This is a genomic window from Vibrio sp. MEBiC08052, from assembly GCF_001506075.1.
Lineage (GTDB): Bacteria > Pseudomonadota > Gammaproteobacteria > Enterobacterales > Vibrionaceae > Vibrio.
On sequence record NZ_KQ947475.1, the window covers coordinates 2,615,800 to 2,636,610 of the forward strand.

The window sequence follows — 20,811 nt, forward strand, 5'->3', positions numbered from 1 at the left end:
CCCCGGTCCGGAGACATGACGGTTCGGTGTCGGTAAAGGAGATGACGGACGGGATATTGAATGGGTAATGTATGACATAGCAGCCTCCAGAGACACAATGTCTAAAAATGAAACACCCAATATCCCATGAAAAAAATATGCCAAGTTATGCAGGGACGGTATTTGAATTAACAGTTGCGGAGTAGTCGCGTAAAGTCTGGATTTCTTGCGGCCATAATTCCGGTTTAATTGTCTCTAAAATCAATGGGATATTATTAAAGCGTGGATCTTTGGCAATATATTCAAAGCAAGCCCAACCGATCATCCCTTCCCCTAATGCATGATGACGATCAACCCGACCACCCAGATCGATTTTTGAATCATTAAGATGCATTGCTCTGAGGTAGTGCATCCCAACACGTTGATCAAACTCAGCAAACGTCTGCTGACAAGCGGTTGCCGTTCTCAGATCGTATCCAGCGGCAAATAAGTGGCAAGTATCCAGACACACACCGACTCGTTCCTGATCATCGACCAACTCGATAATTCGAGCCAGATGTTCAAACTGCCAACCGAGATTACTGCCCTGTCCTGCCGTATTCTCAATCACGGCAATCACTTCAGGTACCTGTTGATGAGCGAGATTAATGGATGCAGCAATCGTTTCCAGACACGTATCTTCACTGATCTGGTTAAGATGACTGCCAGGATGAAAGTTCAGTAGGCGTAGTCCGAGCAACCGACACCGCTCCATTTCATCAACGAAAGCAGCACGCGATTTCTCCAGCTTTTCCGGATCCGGTGCACCCAAATTAATTAAATAGGAATCATGCGGCAGAATATGTTGCGGCTCAAACCCATATATCCGGCAGTTCGTCCGAAAGGCATCAATGGAACTTTGCAACAACGGTTTGGCCTGCCACTGCCGCTGATTCTTGGTAAAAAGCGCAAAGCTATTCGCCCCAATCTCATATGCACGGAGTGGTGCATTTTCAACACCACCGGCAGCAGAAACATGGGCACCGATAAATTTTTGTTCTTGCATTAAATCGCCTCACATCAATCAATTGCGCAGTTGTATTCACTTCACTGAATATATTTTGTTGTAAATTTACAACATTTATTGATTTAAAAATTATTTTAAATATTAAAAAAAATTTAAATTCATATTTTTTAATTACTTATTGATAATAATCAACAAAAACGATTAATCCGAAGATAATTTGGTTGTTATTTTTTGACCTATATCAATGTAATAAAAAAGGTTATTTGCTATATAATACTTAGCTCAACTTATTTTGAAAGTTAACACCAATCAGCGCCACAATCAGTGGATGAGGAGAAAGCAATGCTTCAAGGTATCCAAATTACAAAAGCCGCGAATGACAATCTGGTCAACTCTATCTGGTTACTTGACCAAGAAACAAACGAAGCACGTTGCATGGCAGCAACAGCCGATTATCAATACGATCAAGTTATTCCCGTCAGCGATCTGGGTGAGTATGAGTCTCGTGAGCTCGCCATTGAGAAAGCACCGCGTATCGAAGGCGGTCAGCATCTGAATGTCAATGTTCTCCGTCGTGAGACACTGGAAGATGCAGTTGCACATCCAGAAAAATATCCACAGTTAACCATTCGTGTATCTGGTTATGCAGTGCGTTTTAACTCACTGACTCCGGAACAGCAACGTGACGTCATTGCACGGACTTTTACTGAATCGCTATAGTTCATGATGATCTAAGCGTAATAAGTAATAAACAGCGACACGCTTGAGTTCTTCGACAGACCATCAAAAACGGCACCTTTCGGTGCCGTTTTTTCATGATGTTTATGACTGAACGCGACGTAAAATCGTTTTCAGAGCTTCAAAATCATCATCAAGTTCTTCAGAAAGTAGTGCCATTTGAGCATGTTTTGCCAATGGTCCCGGCAGCGGGATATCTGTCTCCAGAATCTCATCGACAACTTCTTTAAATTTCGCAGGATGAGCGGTACATAAGAATAATCCTGTCTCTCCCGGTTGGAGTTGCTGAGCTAAGGTTCGATAAGCAATCGCACCATGCGGCTCACACAAATAACCCAAATCATAAAGCTCACGCACGGATGCCGCACTTTGCTCATCAGTAACCGCACCTTTGCCGAGTGTTTCTAAGCCCCACCCCTGAATACGGCACAACTCTTCGATTCGTGGCCAGTTGTTTGGCTGACTCACATCCATTGCATTAGATGTCGTAGCAATTGTAGCTTTAGGGTCCCATTTACCGGTTTCCAGATAGCGTGGCACGGTATCATTGACATTCGTTGCGGCGATAAAACGCTGAATCGGCAAGCCCAATGCTTTGGCTAGCATTCCAGCCGTTAAATTACCAAAATTACCACTTGGCACGGAAACAACCAGATTTTCGCGCTCTGCTTTGCTCATTTGAGCCGCAGCTTCAAAGTAATAACAGATCTGTGCCATTAACCGACTGATATTGATTGAGTTGGCCGAATTTAACCCAATTTCATCACGCAACGCCTGATCATCAAAGGCTTTTTTCACCAAAGCCTGACAAGCATCGAAATCACTGTGAATGGCAACCGTATGGATGTTTTTACCCAGTGTGCAGAATAACTTTTCTTGCAACGGACTGATCTTACCTTTCGGATATAAGATCACTACCTGAATATTCTCCATACCATAAAAAGCATGCGCCACGGCTGCACCGGTATCCCCGGAGGTTGCTGTCAGAATAGTGATTTTGCCACCATCCGATACGGCCGCCAAAGACTGAGCCATAAAACGACCACCAAAGTCTTTAAACGCTAATGTCGGACCGTGGAACAGTTCCAGTGCATAAACTTGATCTTTCACCTTCTGAATCGGTGCCGGAAACTGAAACGCATTCTCGACCAAAGCCTTCACCGCTTCAGGAGACAGCTCATCACCAATCAATGCAGACAGAATTTTGGCACTGCGAGAGGTAAAATCTTCAGCGAGCAATCCATCAATATCATCAAAACGCGGGAGTTCTGATGGAAAAAATAGTCCTTGATTACGGCCAAGCCCCTGACGGACAGCCTGACCAAAAGAAACCTGTTCATCATTCTCTTTAATATTATAAAGCTTCATAGCTTACTTCCTGTCTGTTTGGAGCCTTGCTTATTCAGGCGACAAATATGGACGAATCCATTTTCATTCTGTACATAATTCTGTTCGAGCCATTGCGCGACACGTTCTGCGACATCACGCTCCCGGCAAACACTAAACAAAGTCGGGCCACTTCCGGAAATACCCGTGGCTAAAGCACCGGCTGAGGACGCATACTGACGAGCCGCAGCAAAACCGGGTAAAAGTTTCTCACGATACGGTTCAGCAATCACATCTTTAATCATTTTTGCCGCCAACTCCGGTTGATTCGAGTGACAAGCATGGATAAATCCGGAGAGGTAGCGACCGTGTGCAATGATATCCTGACGCCGATATTGAGCCGGTAAAATTGCGCGAGCTTCAGCCGTTGAAACTTTGATTCCCGGATAAGCCATCACCCAGAACCAATCATCAAAACAAGGAACTTCTTGACTGATAATCCCCAGCTCTTCAATCATCAGTTGTACACCGCCAAGGTAGCACGGCGCCACATTATCATAATGAACGCCACCGGAGATCTGACCTTCCATTTCGCCCATCAGTGCAAGCAGTTCCGTCTCATTCAAAGGGTTACCATGAAACTGATTCAGTGCATCCAAAGCAGCCACAATCGAACAGGCACTCGATCCGAGTCCTGAACCAATGGGCATATTCTTCTCAAGCGTCATTTCAAGCGGCTTTAAATCAACCGCTTTCTTTTTCAGTTCCCGGCCAAAAACCATCCAGCAATCATAGACAATGTTTTCTTGCGGGTTGGTCGGCAGTTTATCGACAAAGCGCCCGACCGCTTTGAGAGAAAAAGAAGATTCACTGCTTTTCACTTCAACACGGTCGCCGAGCAATGTACCGTCCACCGGAGAAACCGCCGCGCCCAGAACATCAAACCCGACGCTGACATTACCGATAGAAGCCGGTGCATAGATCACCACACTTTCTTGTTGTGTGCTCATAAAATTAAACCCCTAATTTCCAACCGAGTGTCCGCATCACATCCGCAAAGACACCTGCGGCCGTGACTTCTGTACCTGCGCCATATCCTCTCAGCACCAGAGGAATCGGTTGATAATAACGGCTATAAAATGCCAGTGCATTCTCGCCATCTTTGATTTTAAACATCGGATTATCTTCACTTACCTGTGCAATACGCACGCGACAGCGACCATCGGCAATTTCTCCGACATAGCGTAATACTTTACCTTCACTGGCTGCTTTTGCATAAAGGGATGCAAAATAATCATCCGCTTGAGGTAAACGCGCCATAAACTCATCGATACTGCCTGAAGCATCAAAACCCGGTGGCAATGCTTGATCAATGTCGATATCACTCAGTTCAAGCTTCATGCCGGCTTCACGCGCCAAAATCAACAGTTTGCGGGCAACATCCATGCCTGACAGATCATCCCGGGGATCAGGTTCGGTAAACCCTTTGTCTTTCGCGACTTGAGTCGCCTGACTTAACGTCAATCCTTCATCCAGTTTACCGAAAATAAATGAGAGCGACCCTGACAGAATCCCATTGAAACGCTCTAATTCATCGCCGGCAGCAATCAGATTCTGGAGATTTTCAATCACAGGCAGGCCGGCACCGACGGTTGTTTCATACATCAGTTTACGGCGCGAGTTTCTCGATACCTGACGCAATTGCTGATAGTACGCCATACTCGCTGTGTTGGCGCGTTTGTTCGGAGTGACCACATGGAAACCGGCATTGAGAAAATCAACGTATTGATTGGCAATCACTTCACTGGAAGTACAGTCAACCAGGACCGGATTAATAATATGATTTCGTTGTACCAAAGCGATCAGCCGAGCCAGACTGAATGACTCAGTGGCACCTTCCTGTAAACGCTGACGCCAGTTGTCAAGCGGAAGTCCTTCTGCATCCAACAAGCAACCTTTACTGTTGGCAAGGCCGCATACCCGGATGACAATATCTTTTGATGCTAACTTCTCTTGTTGACGATTAATTTGATCAATCAGTTCACCACCGACGCCACCGACCCCAACCACAAAGACATCCAGATAGTGTTTTGAGTTGAACAAATTCTCATGACACGCTTTGATCGCTTCAGAAATCTTATCTTCCGGAATCACCGCTGAAATCGCGCGTTCAGATGACCCTTGGGCAATCGCGACAATATTGACGTGAACTTCAGCCAGAGATGAGAAAAATTGTGATGCAATACCACGCGCGGTTCTCATCCCATCACCAACCAGCGTCACAATTGCCAGATCATCCATGAAATCAACAGGTTCCAACAAACCATCTTTCAGCTCTAACTCAAACGTTTCAGACAGCGCTCGTTTGGCATTCTCTTTATCCTGAGATTCGATACAAAAACTGATTGAGTATTCAGATGAAGATTGGGTAATCAATACAATCGAAACCCCTGCAGAAGACATCGAACCAAAGACTCGGCTGGCCATCCCGACCATTCCTTTCATTCCGGGACCAGAGACGTTGACCATAGTTAGATCGTTCAGCGTGGTAATGCCTTTGATTGGCAGCTTGTCTTCACCGGTATCTTGGCCGATGAGCGTACCGGCACCTTGCGGATTGAAACTATTTTTAATCAGACAGGGAATATGGAAACGGGCAATCGGGGCAATAGTTTTGGGATGTAACACGGAAGCACCGAAATAAGAGAGTTCCATGGCTTCTTGATAACTCAGCGACTTGAGTAGTCGGGCATCATTCACTAAACGTGGATCACAGTTATAAACGCCGTCAACATCAGTCCAGATCTCACAGCATTCAGCCCGTAAACAAGCGGCTAAAACAGCTGCAGAATAATCTGAACCATTACGCCCTAAACAAACCAGTTCACCTTTCGGATTACCCGCAGTAAAACCGGGCATGATATGCACATGATTTTGAGGTAGTGGTGACCGTTTAAAATTTTCCGTGGATGCATCAACATCAACCATCGCCTCGAGATAACTACCGTTGGCTCGCAAGTATTTCACCGGATCAATCAGACTGACATCATAGCCTTTTGCTTCGAGAACCGCTTTCATCAATTGGATTGAGATGCGTTCACCTTTACTGATAATCCGCGCATTGACATGATCCGGGCACGCACCTAGCAGTCCGATCCCGTGGACATAACTTCTCAGCTGGGACATCGACTGACGGACCGTCTCGTCAAATGCTTCTCCCTTGAGGTTGGGTAATTCAGACTGAATGTCCTGATACAAACTGTGAAAAGAGGATTCCAACTCATTAATCTGTAATCCGGCCTCTCCGATTGTCTGGGCAGATTCAATCACTGCAACCAACTTGTTAGTCGTTTTCCCCGGTGCTGAAAGCACCACAGAAATATCTTCTTGTTGGGCATTGTTGGCGATAATCTGTGCAGCTCTAAGAAAACGGTCGGCATCCGCCAGAGATGACCCACCAAACTTTAATACACGCATCCCTTCCTCCAGTGTGATTAAATAATATAAAAAAAGGCCTGTATCTTGTGGGGATACAGGCCTTTTTTTGAAGTTTTTTCGCTCAGCAGCCTGCCCCAACATTGGTGGTGTCGGTAATAATAATGGTGGTGGTGCTAATCATTACTATAGGCTGGCTAAATGTCATATAAACTTCGACTCAATAAGATAACGTTTTCTTACGTTTACCTTATTATGAGGGGGAGAGTCAATCAAAAATTATATTTTTTTACCCGTTCGAGAGAAATTACGCTCAAAATAAGATTCTTTATAACTTTCCCTGAATGTTTCCGAACTCAATCATAAGTGAATCAGTTAACTTCTAACGGTTGCTCTGAAATCAGAATTCCATTCCAGTCGGCATAAATATAATCTCCGGGTTGAATCATCTGATTCATGATAGAAAGTGTCACATTAACCTGACCGGCATCCTTTTTCTCGGTTTTAAATGGGCAGGCCCCTAAAGCTTTCACGCCTAAGTCCAGCTCTGACAATGCCACGACATCTCGGACAGCGCCATAGACAATGATCCCTTCCCAGCCGCTTTTTACGGCTTCGAATGCCATCATATCTCCCATGAGTGCTTTCTTACATGAGCCGTGTCCATCAATGACTAACACTTTCCCCTTACCATTTTGCTGCAGTATATCTCTCACTTTCGAGTTATCGTGGTAACAACGAATCGTGACAATTTCTCCCCAAAAGGCATCTCTCTGCCCAAAATTTTGTAAAGGTAGGTCAAGCAAAGTCACCTGAGACTCGTACTTGTCGCAAAGATCTGGTGTTATATCTCTCATCATTCCTCCATGATATCTCATTCTAAATTTGGCTACAGACGGATCACTATCCACCTCGTCATACTTGGTCACAGGTCAATCTCAACCGTTCTAACGAAATAAATATTCAGTCATCCGGACACATAAATTCTTTCGGACAATACTCCCAATTCATCACATCTGGAATCAATACAGGAATGCAAGAAAACCGTCTCATTCTGGACATAAAATATAGCATTCTGTTCAAACTTTCGGCCTAAATTCAAAGCTAATTCAAGACAAATTGCAACAGCAAAACTTTCTTCTACCCACTCAAAAGCAGCATCACCGGCTAAAACAGGGGCCCACGGATAGCTGTTGAACTGCTGACATAGTTGTTCATTATTCGCACGGTTCTCTCGATAAGACAATCGACAACTTTGTGGGTTCCATGCTGTGATGATAGAAAACTCAGGGCTTGGAAACGGCAGAGAAAAAACAAAATGCGTCGATGCATAAGCTTGCCACAGCCAATCATTAATCTGATATTTTCTCATTATATCAACCCTATAAATATACCGATGTTTCAAGCGTTCACGTCTATTGACATAAATCAACAAACTGTTGGGTATTAACAATCTATCGTTGTTACCATGCTGTTAACAATATAAAATCCACCGCAACAAACGGTAAAAACAGACAAGGTTACGGAGCACCTTGCAGGACACATCCACGGATGGCGGGCAATGAGCATGTTGTATTCTATGTGAATACTTTGATTTTTTATCAACATATCATTACTGGTGTGTTATATATTACCAATAATAAGTTCTATATTTAGTACAAATTTTTCATAAATTAGGTACCGCCGATGCAAACCCCGCAGATTCTTATCGTAGAAGACGAGCAAGTCACTCGTAACACTCTTAAGAGTATTTTCGAAGCAGAGGGATACGCTGTATACGAAGCTAGTAATGGCGAAGAGATGAACCATATTCTCTCAGATAAATCCGTAAATCTGGTGATTATGGACATCAATTTACCGGGCAAAAATGGACTACTCCTCGCACGAGAGCTAAGAGAACAAGCCGACGTTGCGCTGATGTTCCTGACCGGTCGTGATAATGAAGTCGATAAAATTCTTGGCCTAGAAATCGGTGCCGACGACTACATCACCAAGCCATTTAACCCGAGAGAACTCACGATTCGTGCCCGCAACCTCCTGAGCCGATCCATGAGTTCAAATACCACACATGAAGAGAAACGTTCAGTCGAGCGTTATGTTTTCAATGGTTGGGAACTGGACATCAATAGTCGTTCGCTGATCAATCCCGATGGTGAAAGCTATAAGCTGCCTCGTTCTGAGTTCAGAGCACTGCTGCATTTCTGTGAGAATCCCGGCAAAATTCAGACGCGTGCCGATCTGCTGAAAAAAATGACGGGGCGTGAGCTCAAACCTCATGATCGCACGGTTGATGTCACGATTCGCAGAATTCGGAAACATTTTGAATCAATTCCGGGTACACCAGAGATCATCGCAACCATCCACGGTGAAGGTTATCGCTTCTGTGGTGATATCGAAGAATAACCGTTTCGTGTTACATACTGATCAAATCAGCCTCCTCATGCGGAGGCTTTTTTCTATCCGTTATTTTTCGCTGAGCCATTGCCGAAGCAATTGGATATCTTGCGAATATTCAGTCTTTATCTCTTCAACCCAATCGGTAATATTTTCCCACCAAGCCGGTGCTTGTGGTGATTGTGCTTTTTGTGCCACCGCTTGAATCCGAGCCAAACCGATGGAACCCGCCGCACCTTTGATTTTATGCGCTTCAGAAACAATCCCATTTTGATCTTTGGCGACCATATTTGAATCCAGAATTTCCAGATAATCCGGCATCATCGATTCGAACATCGTAATACTGTCCAGAACCGGCTGTTTCCCGACAATATCGACATAAGCGCTCAACATATCCAGATCAAGAATTCGGTGATACTGTTCCTTTTTCTTATCGGCTTCTGGGTCTGGATAAGGTGTATCCACCACATGGTCTACCCGATGCACCGTCTCCCGCTCAGGTTCATGCTCCGCGCCGAAATAACGCTGAATGACATTCTGGACGGCTATTACTGAAAGCGGCTTACTGATGGCATCATCCATCCCTTTTTCCAGATATTCCCGCTTATCTTTGAGCACATTGGCCGTCAAAGCGACCAGTGGCGGTAACGGGTAGTCCTGCCCATATTGTTCGCGATAATACTGAGCGATATCAAAACCGGTCATATCCGGCAACTGGATATCCAGCAAGACTAAATCATAACGATCTGGCACAAAAAGTTTTTTCGCTTCTTCACCACTCATCGCCACCGTAATGGAATGGCCTAAACTTTCCAGCAGCGATTTGGCAACCGTCACATTCAATTCAATATCTTCAACCATAAAGATGTTGAGTTTTTTCTGCGTTACAGGAGAGCTCGGCATCAGTAGTGCCTCATCAGCTAAAGGCACGTTCAGTGAAATGGTAAATGTACTGCCAAACCCTTCTTCACTACTCACGGTAATGTCACCATCCATAAGGTTCATCAGTTGCCGTGATACAGCCAGACCAATACCGGTTCCGACAGCATGAAGATTATCCTTGCCCGATTTCACCTGATAATACATGGCAAAAATCTTATCTAATTCTGCTTCGGCAATCCCAATCCCCGTATCTTCAATATCCATGACGATATGTGCACTATCGTCCTCGATCTCGGAACTGACGGTCATCACGATGCCACCTTCCCGGGTAAACTTCATCGCATTACTGATCAGGTTCCAAAGTACCTGTCGTAACCGGGTGCCATCGACCATCACCACGTATGACAGTTCGGTCAGTCTTTCCAGATCAAAACGCAATCCTTTCTGTTCTGCCATTAATGCAGCCAGACTCTCAATTTCCGTGACAAACTCACCCAGATTCAACGGCTGCGGGAAAAGCTCGAGTTTGCGCTGATCAAATTTATCCATATCAATAATATCGTTGAAAATATTGCCTAATGTCACCGCGCTGACATGAATAGTTTGCAGATATTTCCGCTGTTCCTGAGTCATGGTTGTATCCAATAACATACGACTCAGACCGACAATCCCATTCAACGGGGTTCTCAGCTCATGGCTGATAGTGGCAATAAATGTGGTTTTATCGCGACTGGCTTTTTCCAGGGACTCTTCATGACGCTTACGCTCGGTGATATCCCGGCCAAACCCAACCAGGCCCAGATGACGTCCTTCTTTGCTGTAAAACGGCACTTTCCTGATTTCAAAATAGTTTTTGCGCCCATCAGGGTATTCCAGCCACTGTTCATAGGTAATCGCGCAATTTTGCGAGAACAACTGCTGATCCGTTTCTACAATTGGCTGCGCAATTTCTTCACTGTAAACATCCCACGGCGTCAGCCCGACCAACTCTCGCTCTTTTTTCCCGGTCAGCTCTTCCATCGCCCGGTTACAACCGGAGAAAACACCATCGGCATTACGGTAATAAATCAAATCAGGAGAAGCATCGATAAATGATCGTAATAATGCTGTTCTCTCAGCAAGCTCAAGCTGAGTCTTTTCCCGCTGATAGACCTCGTTTTCCAGATCTGCCATGGCTTCTTCGCGCGCTTCTTCGGCTTTGATCCGCTCTTCAATTTCCTGATTCAGTTTGACAATATTCTGCTGTAACTGGTAATTCAGCTCTTGATCGCGAGAGCGCATATCTTTCAATTTTGCGACCAGTTTGGATAAGCGCTGTCTCGATTCTTCCAGTTGATCTACCACGACAGAAAGAAAATAGACCGCCCAAGGGGTAATAATTAATCCGAAAAACACCGAACGGATAATATCGATATTATCAACATAACCATGCAATGCGAGGGTAATCCCGACCTGAACGACCACCGCCAACGCCACCAGCGCAAGGGCTAAAAGAATTGAAAAACGGAGAATCCCCAGCTTAACCAACAAGTCCACATAATACTGAGCCAGATTTTTCATCGGTTTCATTAAAAACGCTCCAGACAACGATATCGCGCTAAATTCGGCAGGAATAACAAGTTCGGACCAAGGCCGTCCAAACGGTGTGCAGGCAATTCATCATCGCCTGCCCAAAGATTCATAATAGACACATGTACGGTTACGTCCCTGCATTTTGGCCTGATGCAGTGCCTGCTCCGCGTAGGCGACAAACTGTTCTGACGACTCATCGGTTTTCGGTATCAGAGAGACAATCCCCATGCTCACCGTAACATGGTTCGAGACATCCGACACCGGATGAGGCAATTGAATCTGTTTAAATTCGGAATGAATTTTTTCAGCAACCCAACAGGCACCATCAATATGGGTATTCGGCAAAATAAAGGCAAACCGATCACCGTCATAGCGGGCGATACAATCTGAAGAACGGCTCATCACCCGTTGCAGAGCCAACGCAACCGTGCATAGAGTCTCATCACCTTGCTCATCACCATAATGTTGGTTGTAACTCTCAAAACAATCGACATCACACAAAATGACCGCCAATGGCTGCTTTTCCCGGATATGAATGTGCCATAGCGTATCCAACGTTTCATCGAAACGCTGCCGACTGACAATTCCTGTCAGTTGATCAAAAGAGTGAATGTGATGTGCATTGATCAGCTGCGCTGAAGGTTCACCGGAATACCAGGCGGTAATATCGCGGATAATCAACAGTGCCAGCACTTGATTGGTCGCCGGTGAACGATAAACAGATTTGACCACATCAAACCATTGCCGGGGTTCTCTGGCTAACTGATCAATGTAGCGAATGGGTTGCTTGGCAACGAGGTCTTGTTCGGTCAACGTGAACAGCTGTTGAAAAAAGGGCGCCTCTTGTGTCGGCCAAGTGAGCCGCTGATCAGTCACTTGCGTCATCTCCTCCTGACCCAACAAATGTGCAAACGACAAATTACAAGAACGGCAGCAACCATCATCCTGAATGACCGCGATCGCATCCGGAGAAGCATCCCAGAGCTGTTGCATCAGATCATCACTTTGAATCGTATCCTGCTCACCGATGACTTCAGCGCGTTCATGATGAATCAGCATTTGTACCATCCAGGCCGTTTGTCCTTGAAACACCGTGTCCTTGACCTGAAATTCAATCTGGACGGAGTGCTCTTCACCGACCGGCCAGTCAATGAACTGGCGGGAATGTTCCTGATAACTTTTATCGATGAGTTCAGAGAAATACTGGCGCTGAGAAGCACTCACCCAAGGAGAGAACTGGAAAAGACGACCATGCGTTTGCAGTTGGAGAGCATGTTGCGCCAGCTCGTTGGCAAACAAAATTTGGTGGTTTTTCCGTGACATCATTAATAACGCACATGGCACATGGACAAACATATCATGCAAATGACGAACTTTTCGGCGGTATAGCATCCATAAGGCAATTCCGGCAAGTACAGCAATGATACTCCCCATCCCAAGCGCAATTTCCAACTGAGTATAATGCTCCCATGTCAACTGCGACATCGCTATTACCTTCTGTTAACAATTCTTCTTATAAGAATAACAAGTTATTTCATAAATACTCTATATGTTTGAGTAAGATATCTAACTGTGTCACTGAAAAAATACCAACAACCGCAAAAACAACTAGCCGCTCCCCTGATTTATTCTTTTTCTGTCACTTTATATCTTGCTCATGAGGAAAAACAAATGCTTCGCCGCTCAAGGATCCCTGCCCTCCCTTTCGGTTCAGGTCACGTTCTATTTCCGTCATCGCCAACCAGCGATTTTCACACCATAACGGAGCGAGCAGAGTTGGCCTGCGGGCGGATGCCGAGACCCGGTGATAAATCACATCGGCCGGTGTTCTGCGAATCATATCACTGGCAGTTTCAACATAGTGAGATAATTCCGGTGCATGAAGTCTGCCGGCACGCCAAGACTTAGCCATCACACTCCCCTCGACAATATGTAACCCATGTAGCTTAATACCGTCAGTGCCCGTATTCAGCACCTGCTCAAGCGTCTCAAAATTATCCTGCTGCGATTCACCGGGAAGCCCGACTATCAGATGAGTGCAAACTTTCAGCCCCAGCGCCCGGGCTTGTCTGGTGACCTGATCATAGCAGGAAAAATCATGGCCCCGATTAATCCGTTTCAAAGTGCGTTGGTGCGCGGTTTGCAATCCCAGTTCCAGCCATATTTCATAACCTTGTTGTTGATAATCGGCCAGCAGTTCCAACACCCCGGGGGCCACACAATCCGGACGAGTACCGACACACAAACCCACCATATCTGCTGTGCAAAGCGCTTCTTCATACATTTGCCTGAGCCGTTCGACCTCGGCATAGGTGCTGGTATAGGCTTGGAAATAAGCCAGATATTTTTTGGCGCGCGAGACTTCGCCTGCGCGCGCTGTCAGTTGCTCACCAATACTTTGATGCTGGGTCTGTTCATCAGCAAATGAAGCCACATTGCAAAATGTGCATCCACCCCGGCCAATCGAGCCATCCCGGTTCGGGCAACTGAATCCGCCATGTAACGTTAACTTATGGACCCGTTCACCATAACGACGTTTCAGATCTTGCCCTAATGTATTCACCAGCTCATGTAACTGTTTCAAACCCGGCCCCGAAATAAATATTCAATTGTATCAATGACAAATGTCGCCAAACTCATTCGAGCACCGGTCCCTAACCACGTCATTCCACAGAAGAAACAACAAGCTGCTACGAAATAAAATTACAACATCCTGATAATTTCACTCATTTTAGAATAATCAATTCAGGGACGCCCTAACCCACATCAATAAATAAACACCCATTCAATGTTAAATAAAGGTTAATACTTATCCCATTTGCAATCGATTAACTTGCATAAAAATTCCATTGCTTTGCTATTGGATTTTATGTCACAAAAATGTAGGATAGTTTCAGTTTTGTTCGTATTTGTCATATTTGGAGACGATAGAACGGATGAAACTTCGGTGATAAGCAAACCTACCAAAATAAAGCACTAGTTGTATATAAAGAATGACCTGTATATCACCAAGGATTGTTTTTCCCACCCTATTTCCGGTGGGAGACGGAACGGATTCAGGCCGACACCACCCGTCGGCTTTGAGACACAATAAAGATAAAAAAAGGACCAGACACACCATCACCCGGGAGAAGTATTCTCCGGTCAGTGTGCGTCTTTATTGAACTGGAAGGATGTATCAATGTTAAATTCATCAGGGCTATACACGCCCGAACTGGAGCATGACGCCTGCGGTATCGGCTTTGTCGCCCATTTAAAAAACCGTAAATCCCATCAGGTTGTCACTCAGGCACTGGACATGCTGGCCCGAATGGAACACCGCGGCGGTCAGGGATGTGACCCATGTAGCGGCGACGGTGCAGGTATTCTCCTACAAAAACCGCATGAATTTCTGCTCGAAGAAACCGTTAAACTCGGGATTCGTCTGCCCTCATTCGACCAATACGGGGTGGGTGTGGTGCTATTTCCGAAGGATGAGTACAAACGCGAACAGTGCCGTGACATTCTGCAAAGAAATGCCAAGCGTCTGGATTTGGAAATTCTCGGCTACCGGGTTCTCCCGACCGATAACCATATGTTAGGTGCTGATCCACTCAGTACCGAGCCACAATTCGAGCACGTCTTTATCAGTGGTGGCCCCGGTGTCACCCCTGAAGAACTGGAACGCAAACTCTATGTGCTGCGTAACTATACGGTGCGCGTCTGTCTGGAAAGTATCTCCAATATCGGTGATGACTTTTACATCAACTCGATGTCATATAAGACGCTGATCTACAAAGGACAGTTAACCACCGAGCAAGTCCCGCAGTATTTCCTCGATCTGCAAAATCCGACCATGGTGACAGCGCTGGCATTGGTTCATTCTCGTTTTTCAACCAATACCTTCCCCAAATGGCGTCTGGCTCAGCCTTTCCGTTATATTGCCCATAATGGTGAAATCAATACGGTTCGCGGTAACCTCAACTGGATGAAAGCCCGAGAAGCCATTCTAGAATCAGACCGGTTTACCCAAGCAGAAATCGATATGCTGTTACCGATCTGTCAGGAAGACAGCTCCGATTCATCCAACTTCGATATGGTGTTAGAACTGCTGGTTCTCTCAGGTCGTAGTTTGCCTCATGCGCTGATGATGATGATTCCGGAAGCATGGCAGGAAAACAAAAAAATGGATGCCAAGCGCCGCGCATTCTACCAATACCATGCCAATGTCATGGAGCCGTGGGACGGCCCGGCTTCAGTCTGTTTCAGCGACGGTGTGATGGTTGGTGCCACCTTGGATCGCAACGGCTTGCGTCCTTCCCGCTACACGGTGACGAAAGATGATTTCCTGATCATGGCGTCAGAATCAGGCGTGGTCGATATCGCCGCAGACAATATTCAATACCGGGGTCGCCTCCAGCCCGGCAAAATTTTTGTTGCTGATCTCGAAGAAGGCCGGATCATTTCCGACGAAGAGATCAAAGAGAGTATTGCCAATGCACAGCCTTACGAGCAGTGGGTTGAGGATAACCTGCTCAGCCTCAAAGGGCTTCCTGAAGCAGAAACCGGGCACAGTCAACCGAAACCGGAACGACTACTCCACCGCCAGCAGGCATTTGGGATCACCAGTGAAGAAGTTAATCAGATTATCCTGACACTGGCCCAAACCGGCTACGAACCCTTAGGCTCGATGGGTGCAGACTGGCCGCTGGCCGTACTGTCTCATCAGTCCCAGCATTTATCTCACTATTTCAAACAGTTGTTTGCTCAGGTCACCAACCCACCGATCGATCCGATCCGGGAACGGATGGTAATGTCACTGAACACCTATCTGGGCAAGGATCAAAACTTGCTGAGTGAGTCACCGGCACACTGCCGTAAAGTTGAACTCGAATCACCGGTGATTTCCAATGCGGAACTGGAAAAACTCAGAGCAATTGATAATGAGCACCTGCAAGCGAAAACGCTGGATATCGTTTTTCAGGCCAGTGGTGAACCGGGCAAACTCGAACGCGCACTAAAACGTATTTGTCAGTATGCGGAAGATGCGGTTATCGATGGTTATTCGATTATTTTGCTGACCGACCGTGCGGTAAACTCAAACCATGCCGCTATTCCGGGGATGCTGGCTGTCGGTGCGGTTCACCATCACCTGATCCGTAAAGGACTACGGGCCAAATGCGGTATCGTTATCGAAACGGGCGATGCACGGGAAACCCACCACTTTGCGACGTTACTCGGTTATGGTGCCAATGCCATCAACCCGTATCTGGTGACGGAAACCATTATCGATCTGCAACAGAAGAACAAACTGGATTCGGAAGCGGATATCCATACGCTCTTCGACAACTATCGCAAAGGGATCAATGGCGGCCTGCTGAAGATTTTCTCGAAGATGGGGATTTCAACCCTTCAGTCTTATCACGGTGCACAAATTTTTGAAGCGCTGGGGATTAGCAAAGCTGTTGTCGATAAATACTTTACCGGGACGGTTACCCGGATTCAGGGACTCACGCTGGACGATATCGCCAAAGAAGTCCTGATCCGTCATCGCCTCGGCTATCCGTTACGCGAAATTCCGCTGCAAGTCTTGGATGTCGGTGGGGTTTACCAGTGGAAACAACGGGGTGAACAACACTTGTTCAATCCGGAAACTATTCACTTGCTGCAACACTCAACCCGCAATCAAGACTACGCGCAGTTCAAAGCGTATGCCGAAGCGGTTGATCGTCAAGGTGACAAAGCCGTCACACTCCGTAGTCAGCTTGAAATGGTAAAAAATCCGGCCGGGCAGATTGCACTGGATGAAGTTGAGCCGGTCGAAAGTATCGTCAAACGTTTTGCCACCGGTGCTATGTCATTCGGTTCAATCTCTTATGAAGCACACGCCACTTTAGCGGTTGCGATGAACCGCCTCGGTGCAAAATCGAACTCCGGTGAAGGGGGTGAAGATCCGATCCGCTTTGACAAAAAAGACAATGGTGACTGGGAACGCTCCGCCATCAAACAGGTGGCTTCAGGCCGTTTCGGGGTTACCGCCTATTATCTGACTAATGCGGATGAACTCCAGATCAAAATGGCTCAAGGGGCGAAGCCCGGTGAAGGCGGACAACTCCCCGGAGATAAAGTCGATGATTGGATCGGTGCGACTCGCCACTCCACCCCGGGGGTCGGTCTGATTTCACCACCACCGCACCATGACATTTATTCTATCGAAGATTTGGCCCAGCTAATTTTTGATCTGAAAAATGCCAACCGTGCCGGTCGTGTCAACGTTAAACTGGTTTCTGAAGCGGGTGTCGGCACCATCGCTTCCGGGGTTGCCAAAGCCAAAGCGGATGTGGTGTTGATCGCCGGTTATGACGGTGGCACGGGCGCCTCCCCGATTTCATCGATTCGCCATACCGGTCTGCCATGGGAGCTGGGTCTGGCGGAAACCCACCAGACCTTACTGAAAAACGGGCTGCGCAACCGAATCGTCGTTCAGGCTGACGGACAGATGAAAACCCCACGGGATCTGGCGATTGCCACCTTGCTCGGCGCAGAAGAATGGGGCGTTGCCACCGCTGCACTGGTGGTTGAAGGCTGTATTATGATGCGCAAGTGTCACAAAAATACTTGTCCGGTCGGCATTGCCACGCAGAATAAAACCCTACGAGAACGGTTTGACGGTCGCGTTGAAGATGTAGTGACATTCTTCCGCTATATGGCACAAGGACTCCGCGAAATCATGGCTGAACTCGGATTCAGAACCATTGATGAAATGGTCGGTCAAGCCAACAAACTGAAAGTCAGAAGCAACATCGAACACTGGAAATATCGCAACCTTGACTTAAGTCCGCTATTACATATGGAGTCACCCAGAAGCGGTGATGGCATTTTCTGCCAGACCACTCAGAACCATGCGCTGGAAAATATTCTCGACCGCCAGCTCATTGAGTTGGCTCAACCGGCATTACAAGACGGAAAAGCCGTTCAGGCTGAGTTTCCGATCTGCAATACCGACCGGAGTACCGGCACCATGCTCTCGAATGAAATTTCGAAAATCTACCGCGATCACGGCTTACCTCAGCCAATGCACGTCAAATTTACCGGTTCAGCCGGTCAATCTTTCGGTGCCTTCCTGAGTAAAGGGGTTGAGTTTGAAGTCGAAGGAGATGCGAACGATTACTGGGGCAAAGGGTTATCCGGCGGCACACTGATTCTTTATCCGAATCACAATGCTTCTCTGGTTGCCGAAGAGAATATTGTTGTCGGTAATGTCTGTTTCTATGGCGCAACTTCCGGTGAGTCTTACATTAGAGGAAAAGCCGGTGAGCGTTTCTGTGTCAGAAACTCCGGTGCCCGCGTCGTGGTGGAAGGAATCGGTGATCATGGTTGTGAATACATGACCGGTGGCGTGGCGATCATTTTAGGTTCGACCGGTCGCAATTTCGCAGCCGGCATGAGTGGCGGTGTCGCTTATGTCTGGGATACGGATGGTGATTTCCATAACAAACTCAATCCGGAACTGGTTGACCTTGATCCACTGGATAGCAAGGACATCGACTTGCTGGAGACCATGCTCAATAACCATATCCGTTTCACTGGCAGTGAAGTGGCACAGCGATTTATGGACAACTTTGAGCAGAATCTGCAATCGCTGGTAAAAGTCATGCCGAGAGATTACAAAGCCGTCTTGCAAAAACGACAGGCTGCCCAACAAGTACCAACAACGGAAGCGGAGGCCGTGTAATGGGAAAACCAACTGGATTTTTAGAACATGGCCGGGAACTGCCCGCCAAAGTGGCACCGGAAGTCAGAATTCAGCACAACAAAGAGTTTGTGCTCAATGACGAATTCGGTGACAAAATCAATACGCAGGCTTCCCGTTGTATGGATTGTGGGGTGCCGTTCTGTCACAGTGGCTGCCCGATCGGCAATATCATTCCTGAATTTAACGATGCGGTGTACCGTAACAGTTGGCAAGAAGCATGGCAGATCCTCAGCTCGACCAATAACTTCCCGGAATTTACCGGTCGCGTCTGCCCTGCCCCCTGTGAAAGTGCCTGTGTACTGGGAATCAATCAGGATCCGATTACCATCTGTAATATTGAGAAAACGATTGTCGAAACCGCTTATCGCGAAGGGTACGCCCAGCCGAAAACCCCGCGTAGCCGCACCGGAAAAACCATCGCCATTATCGGCTCGGGTCCGTCAGGGTTATCCGCTGCCGAACAGCTCAATAGCGCCGGCCATACGGTGACAGTGTATGAGCGGGACGAAAAAGTCGGCGGACTGCTGCGCTTTGGTATCCCGGACTTTAAACTGGGGATGGATATCATTGACCGCAAAATTGAACTGATGCGTCAGGCCGGGATTAAGTTTGTTGTCGATGCCCATATCGGCGTCAACATCAATGCGCAGCAACTGCGTCAGGAATACGATGTGGTGCTCCTGACCGGCGGCTCGACCGTCCCTCGCGATCTGCCGATTCCGGGCCGGGAGTTGGATGGGGTTTACTTTGCCATGCAGTTTCTCGCTCAGAATAACCGTCGCGCCAACAATATGGATCTGAAAGGCGAAGCAATTCACGCCAAAGGGAAACATGTGGTGGTGATCGGTGGTGGTGATACCGGCTCCGACTGCGTGGGCACGTCAAACCGTCACGGGGCAGCAAGCATTACTCAGGTTGAGATCATGCCAATGCCACCGGAAAAACGCCCCGCCAATATGCCGTGGCCGCAATATCCGATGATTCTTCGTACCTCGACCTCTCATGAAGAAGGGTGTCAACGTCACTGGAATATTCTGACCAAAGCCTTTATCGGTAATGAACAAGGCCAAGTCACCGGTCTGAAGGTTGCTGACATTGTCTGGCAACCGGCCAAAGCCGGAGAACGTCCGACTTATGAGGAAGTGGCTGGCAGTGAACGGGTGATGCCGTGCGATATGGCATTTCTGGCCATGGGCTTTCTTCACCCGGAACCACATGGGGTGTTGGCTCAGTTGGATATTCAGCTCGACGAACGTGGCAATGTCGCGACAACCGATTACCAAACCAATCAGGCTGGCGTGTTCGCGGCCGGTGACATGCGCACCGGGCAATCACTGGTCGTCCGGTGTATCAATGAAGGTCGGGAATGTGCCCGCGCAATTGATACCTACCTGATGGGAGAGAGTAACCTCGAAGCCAGAGCCGACTCTCTGATGCGTTCGGCCTAAATCGTCTATATCGGCCTCTCTGTCTCCCCCACTCTGACAGAGAGGTCACCTCAATCAGCATCGCCTTCCCCCCGCCTATCAGACACATTTCCCTCTTAAATCTTAGACATATCAATCGCCTCATAATCGTTACTTATTCACCTGACCCATTTATTGCCGCTATTTTTTATGAATCACTTGATCTTTGGTTCCATAAAGGATAGCGTTTAAAGTCCGCATTAATTCGGGCGCCTAATTGAATGTATTTTTAACCCGATTTAATGCATAAAGATTCAAAAAAATAACAATAACATAGA

The 20,811-nt window shown here is 47.0% G+C and carries 13 protein-coding genes and 1 other annotated feature; of the genes, 4 read left to right on the forward strand and 9 right to left on the reverse strand.

Annotated elements, in window-relative coordinates; translation table 11 throughout:
- Nucleotides 1-145 precede the first annotated feature (145 nt).
- The gene (nfo, locus tag VRK_RS11420) at nt 146-1,024 is read right to left on the reverse strand and encodes a deoxyribonuclease IV (RefSeq protein WP_059121485.1); all 879 of its coding nucleotides are present in this window, start codon (nt 1,022-1,024) and stop codon (nt 146-148) included.
- A 303-nt stretch (nt 1,025-1,327) separates the two neighbouring features.
- On the opposite strand from nfo, the gene grcA reads away from it, so the two are divergent.
- Complete coding sequence (grcA, locus tag VRK_RS11425) at nt 1,328-1,705, forward strand: autonomous glycyl radical cofactor GrcA (RefSeq protein ID WP_059121486.1); 378 nt, start codon at nt 1,328-1,330, stop codon at nt 1,703-1,705.
- A 102-nt stretch (nt 1,706-1,807) separates the two neighbouring features.
- Here the strand turns inward: grcA and thrC are convergent, their stop codons facing one another.
- The 5 genes from thrC to VRK_RS11450 all read right to left on the reverse strand — a co-directional run bounded on the left by thrC (nt 1,808) and on the right by VRK_RS11450 (nt 7,856).
- Nucleotides 1,808-3,091 (reverse strand): threonine synthase, encoded by a 1,284-nt coding sequence (gene thrC / locus VRK_RS11430; protein ID WP_059121487.1) that lies wholly within the window; start codon nt 3,089-3,091, stop codon nt 1,808-1,810.
- Nucleotides 3,088-4,059 (reverse strand): homoserine kinase, encoded by a 972-nt coding sequence (thrB, locus tag VRK_RS11435; protein WP_059121488.1) that lies wholly within the window; start codon nt 4,057-4,059, stop codon nt 3,088-3,090. The genes thrC and thrB overlap by 4 nt, the downstream gene beginning before the upstream one ends.
- A 4-nt stretch (nt 4,060-4,063) precedes the next feature.
- Nucleotides 4,064-6,526, reverse strand: coding sequence for a bifunctional aspartate kinase/homoserine dehydrogenase I (thrA, locus tag VRK_RS11440; protein ID WP_059121489.1), 2,463 nt, complete (start codon nt 6,524-6,526; stop codon nt 4,064-4,066).
- Between the two features lie 27 nt (nt 6,527-6,553).
- Nucleotides 6,554-6,670 (reverse strand) — a sequence feature (Thr leader region).
- Nucleotides 6,671-6,855: 185 nt separating this feature from the next.
- Nucleotides 6,856-7,341: a putative 4-hydroxy-4-methyl-2-oxoglutarate aldolase gene (locus VRK_RS11445; protein WP_059121490.1), complete on the reverse strand. Its 486-nt coding sequence runs from the start codon at nt 7,339-7,341 to the stop codon at nt 6,856-6,858.
- A 110-nt stretch (nt 7,342-7,451) separates the two neighbouring features.
- On the reverse strand, nt 7,452-7,856 hold the full coding sequence (locus VRK_RS11450) for a DUF3293 domain-containing protein (RefSeq protein WP_059121491.1): 405 nt from the start codon (nt 7,854-7,856) through the stop codon (nt 7,452-7,454).
- 314 nt (nt 7,857-8,170) lie between these two features.
- Here VRK_RS11450 and arcA point away from each other — a divergent pair, with 314 nt between their 5' ends.
- Complete coding sequence (gene arcA / locus VRK_RS11455) at nt 8,171-8,887, forward strand: two-component system response regulator ArcA (protein WP_059121492.1); 717 nt, start codon at nt 8,171-8,173, stop codon at nt 8,885-8,887.
- A 60-nt stretch (nt 8,888-8,947) separates the two neighbouring features.
- On the opposite strand, the gene arcB is transcribed toward arcA, so the two are convergent.
- The 3 genes from arcB to VRK_RS11470 all read right to left on the reverse strand — a co-directional run bounded on the left by arcB (nt 8,948) and on the right by VRK_RS11470 (nt 13,916).
- Complete coding sequence (gene arcB, locus VRK_RS11460; protein WP_059121493.1) at nt 8,948-11,329, reverse strand: aerobic respiration two-component sensor histidine kinase ArcB; 2,382 nt, start codon at nt 11,327-11,329, stop codon at nt 8,948-8,950.
- A 90-nt stretch (nt 11,330-11,419) separates the two neighbouring features.
- Complete coding sequence (locus tag VRK_RS11465; RefSeq protein WP_059121494.1) at nt 11,420-12,817, reverse strand: GGDEF domain-containing protein; 1,398 nt, start codon at nt 12,815-12,817, stop codon at nt 11,420-11,422.
- 154 nt (nt 12,818-12,971) lie between these two features.
- A complete protein-coding gene (locus tag VRK_RS11470; protein WP_059121495.1) occupies nt 12,972-13,916 on the reverse strand; it encodes a tRNA modification radical SAM protein MnmL/YtqA in 945 nt (314 codons plus the stop codon).
- 597 nt (nt 13,917-14,513) lie between these two features.
- Between VRK_RS11470 and gltB the strand changes: the two genes are divergently transcribed.
- Complete coding sequence (gltB, locus tag VRK_RS11475) at nt 14,514-19,046, forward strand: glutamate synthase large subunit (protein WP_059121496.1); 4,533 nt, start codon at nt 14,514-14,516, stop codon at nt 19,044-19,046.
- Nucleotides 19,046-20,515 carry a glutamate synthase subunit beta gene (locus tag VRK_RS11480; protein WP_059121497.1) on the forward strand — a complete coding sequence of 490 codons (1,470 nt, stop codon included), beginning with the start codon at nt 19,046-19,048 and terminating at the stop codon, nt 20,513-20,515. Before gltB ends, VRK_RS11480 begins: the two co-directional genes overlap by 1 nt.
- Nucleotides 20,516-20,811: the final 296 nt, after the last annotated feature.

Coding starts and splice junctions, on each gene's coding strand:
- thrC (WP_059121487.1), bottom strand. CDS start 3,091: ATGAAGCTTTATAATATTAAAGAGAATGATGAACAGGTTTCTTTTGGT.
- VRK_RS11465 (WP_059121494.1), bottom strand. CDS start 12,817: ATGTCGCAGTTGACATGGGAGCATTATACTCAGTTGGAAATTGCGCTT.
- nfo (WP_059121485.1), bottom strand. CDS start 1,024: ATGCAAGAACAAAAATTTATCGGTGCCCATGTTTCTGCTGCCGGTGGT.
- VRK_RS11480 (WP_059121497.1), top strand. CDS start 19,046: ATGGGAAAACCAACTGGATTTTTAGAACATGGCCGGGAACTGCCCGCC.
- thrA (WP_059121489.1), bottom strand. CDS start 6,526: ATGCGTGTATTAAAGTTTGGTGGGTCATCTCTGGCGGATGCCGACCGT.
- grcA (WP_059121486.1), top strand. CDS start 1,328: ATGCTTCAAGGTATCCAAATTACAAAAGCCGCGAATGACAATCTGGTC.
- arcA (WP_059121492.1), top strand. CDS start 8,171: ATGCAAACCCCGCAGATTCTTATCGTAGAAGACGAGCAAGTCACTCGT.
- thrB (WP_059121488.1), bottom strand. CDS start 4,059: ATGAGCACACAACAAGAAAGTGTGGTGATCTATGCACCGGCTTCTATC.
- gltB (WP_059121496.1), top strand. CDS start 14,514: ATGTTAAATTCATCAGGGCTATACACGCCCGAACTGGAGCATGACGCC.
- VRK_RS11445 (WP_059121490.1), bottom strand. CDS start 7,341: ATGAGAGATATAACACCAGATCTTTGCGACAAGTACGAGTCTCAGGTG.
- arcB (WP_059121493.1), bottom strand. CDS start 11,329: ATGAAACCGATGAAAAATCTGGCTCAGTATTATGTGGACTTGTTGGTT.
- VRK_RS11450 (WP_059121491.1), bottom strand. CDS start 7,856: ATGAGAAAATATCAGATTAATGATTGGCTGTGGCAAGCTTATGCATCG.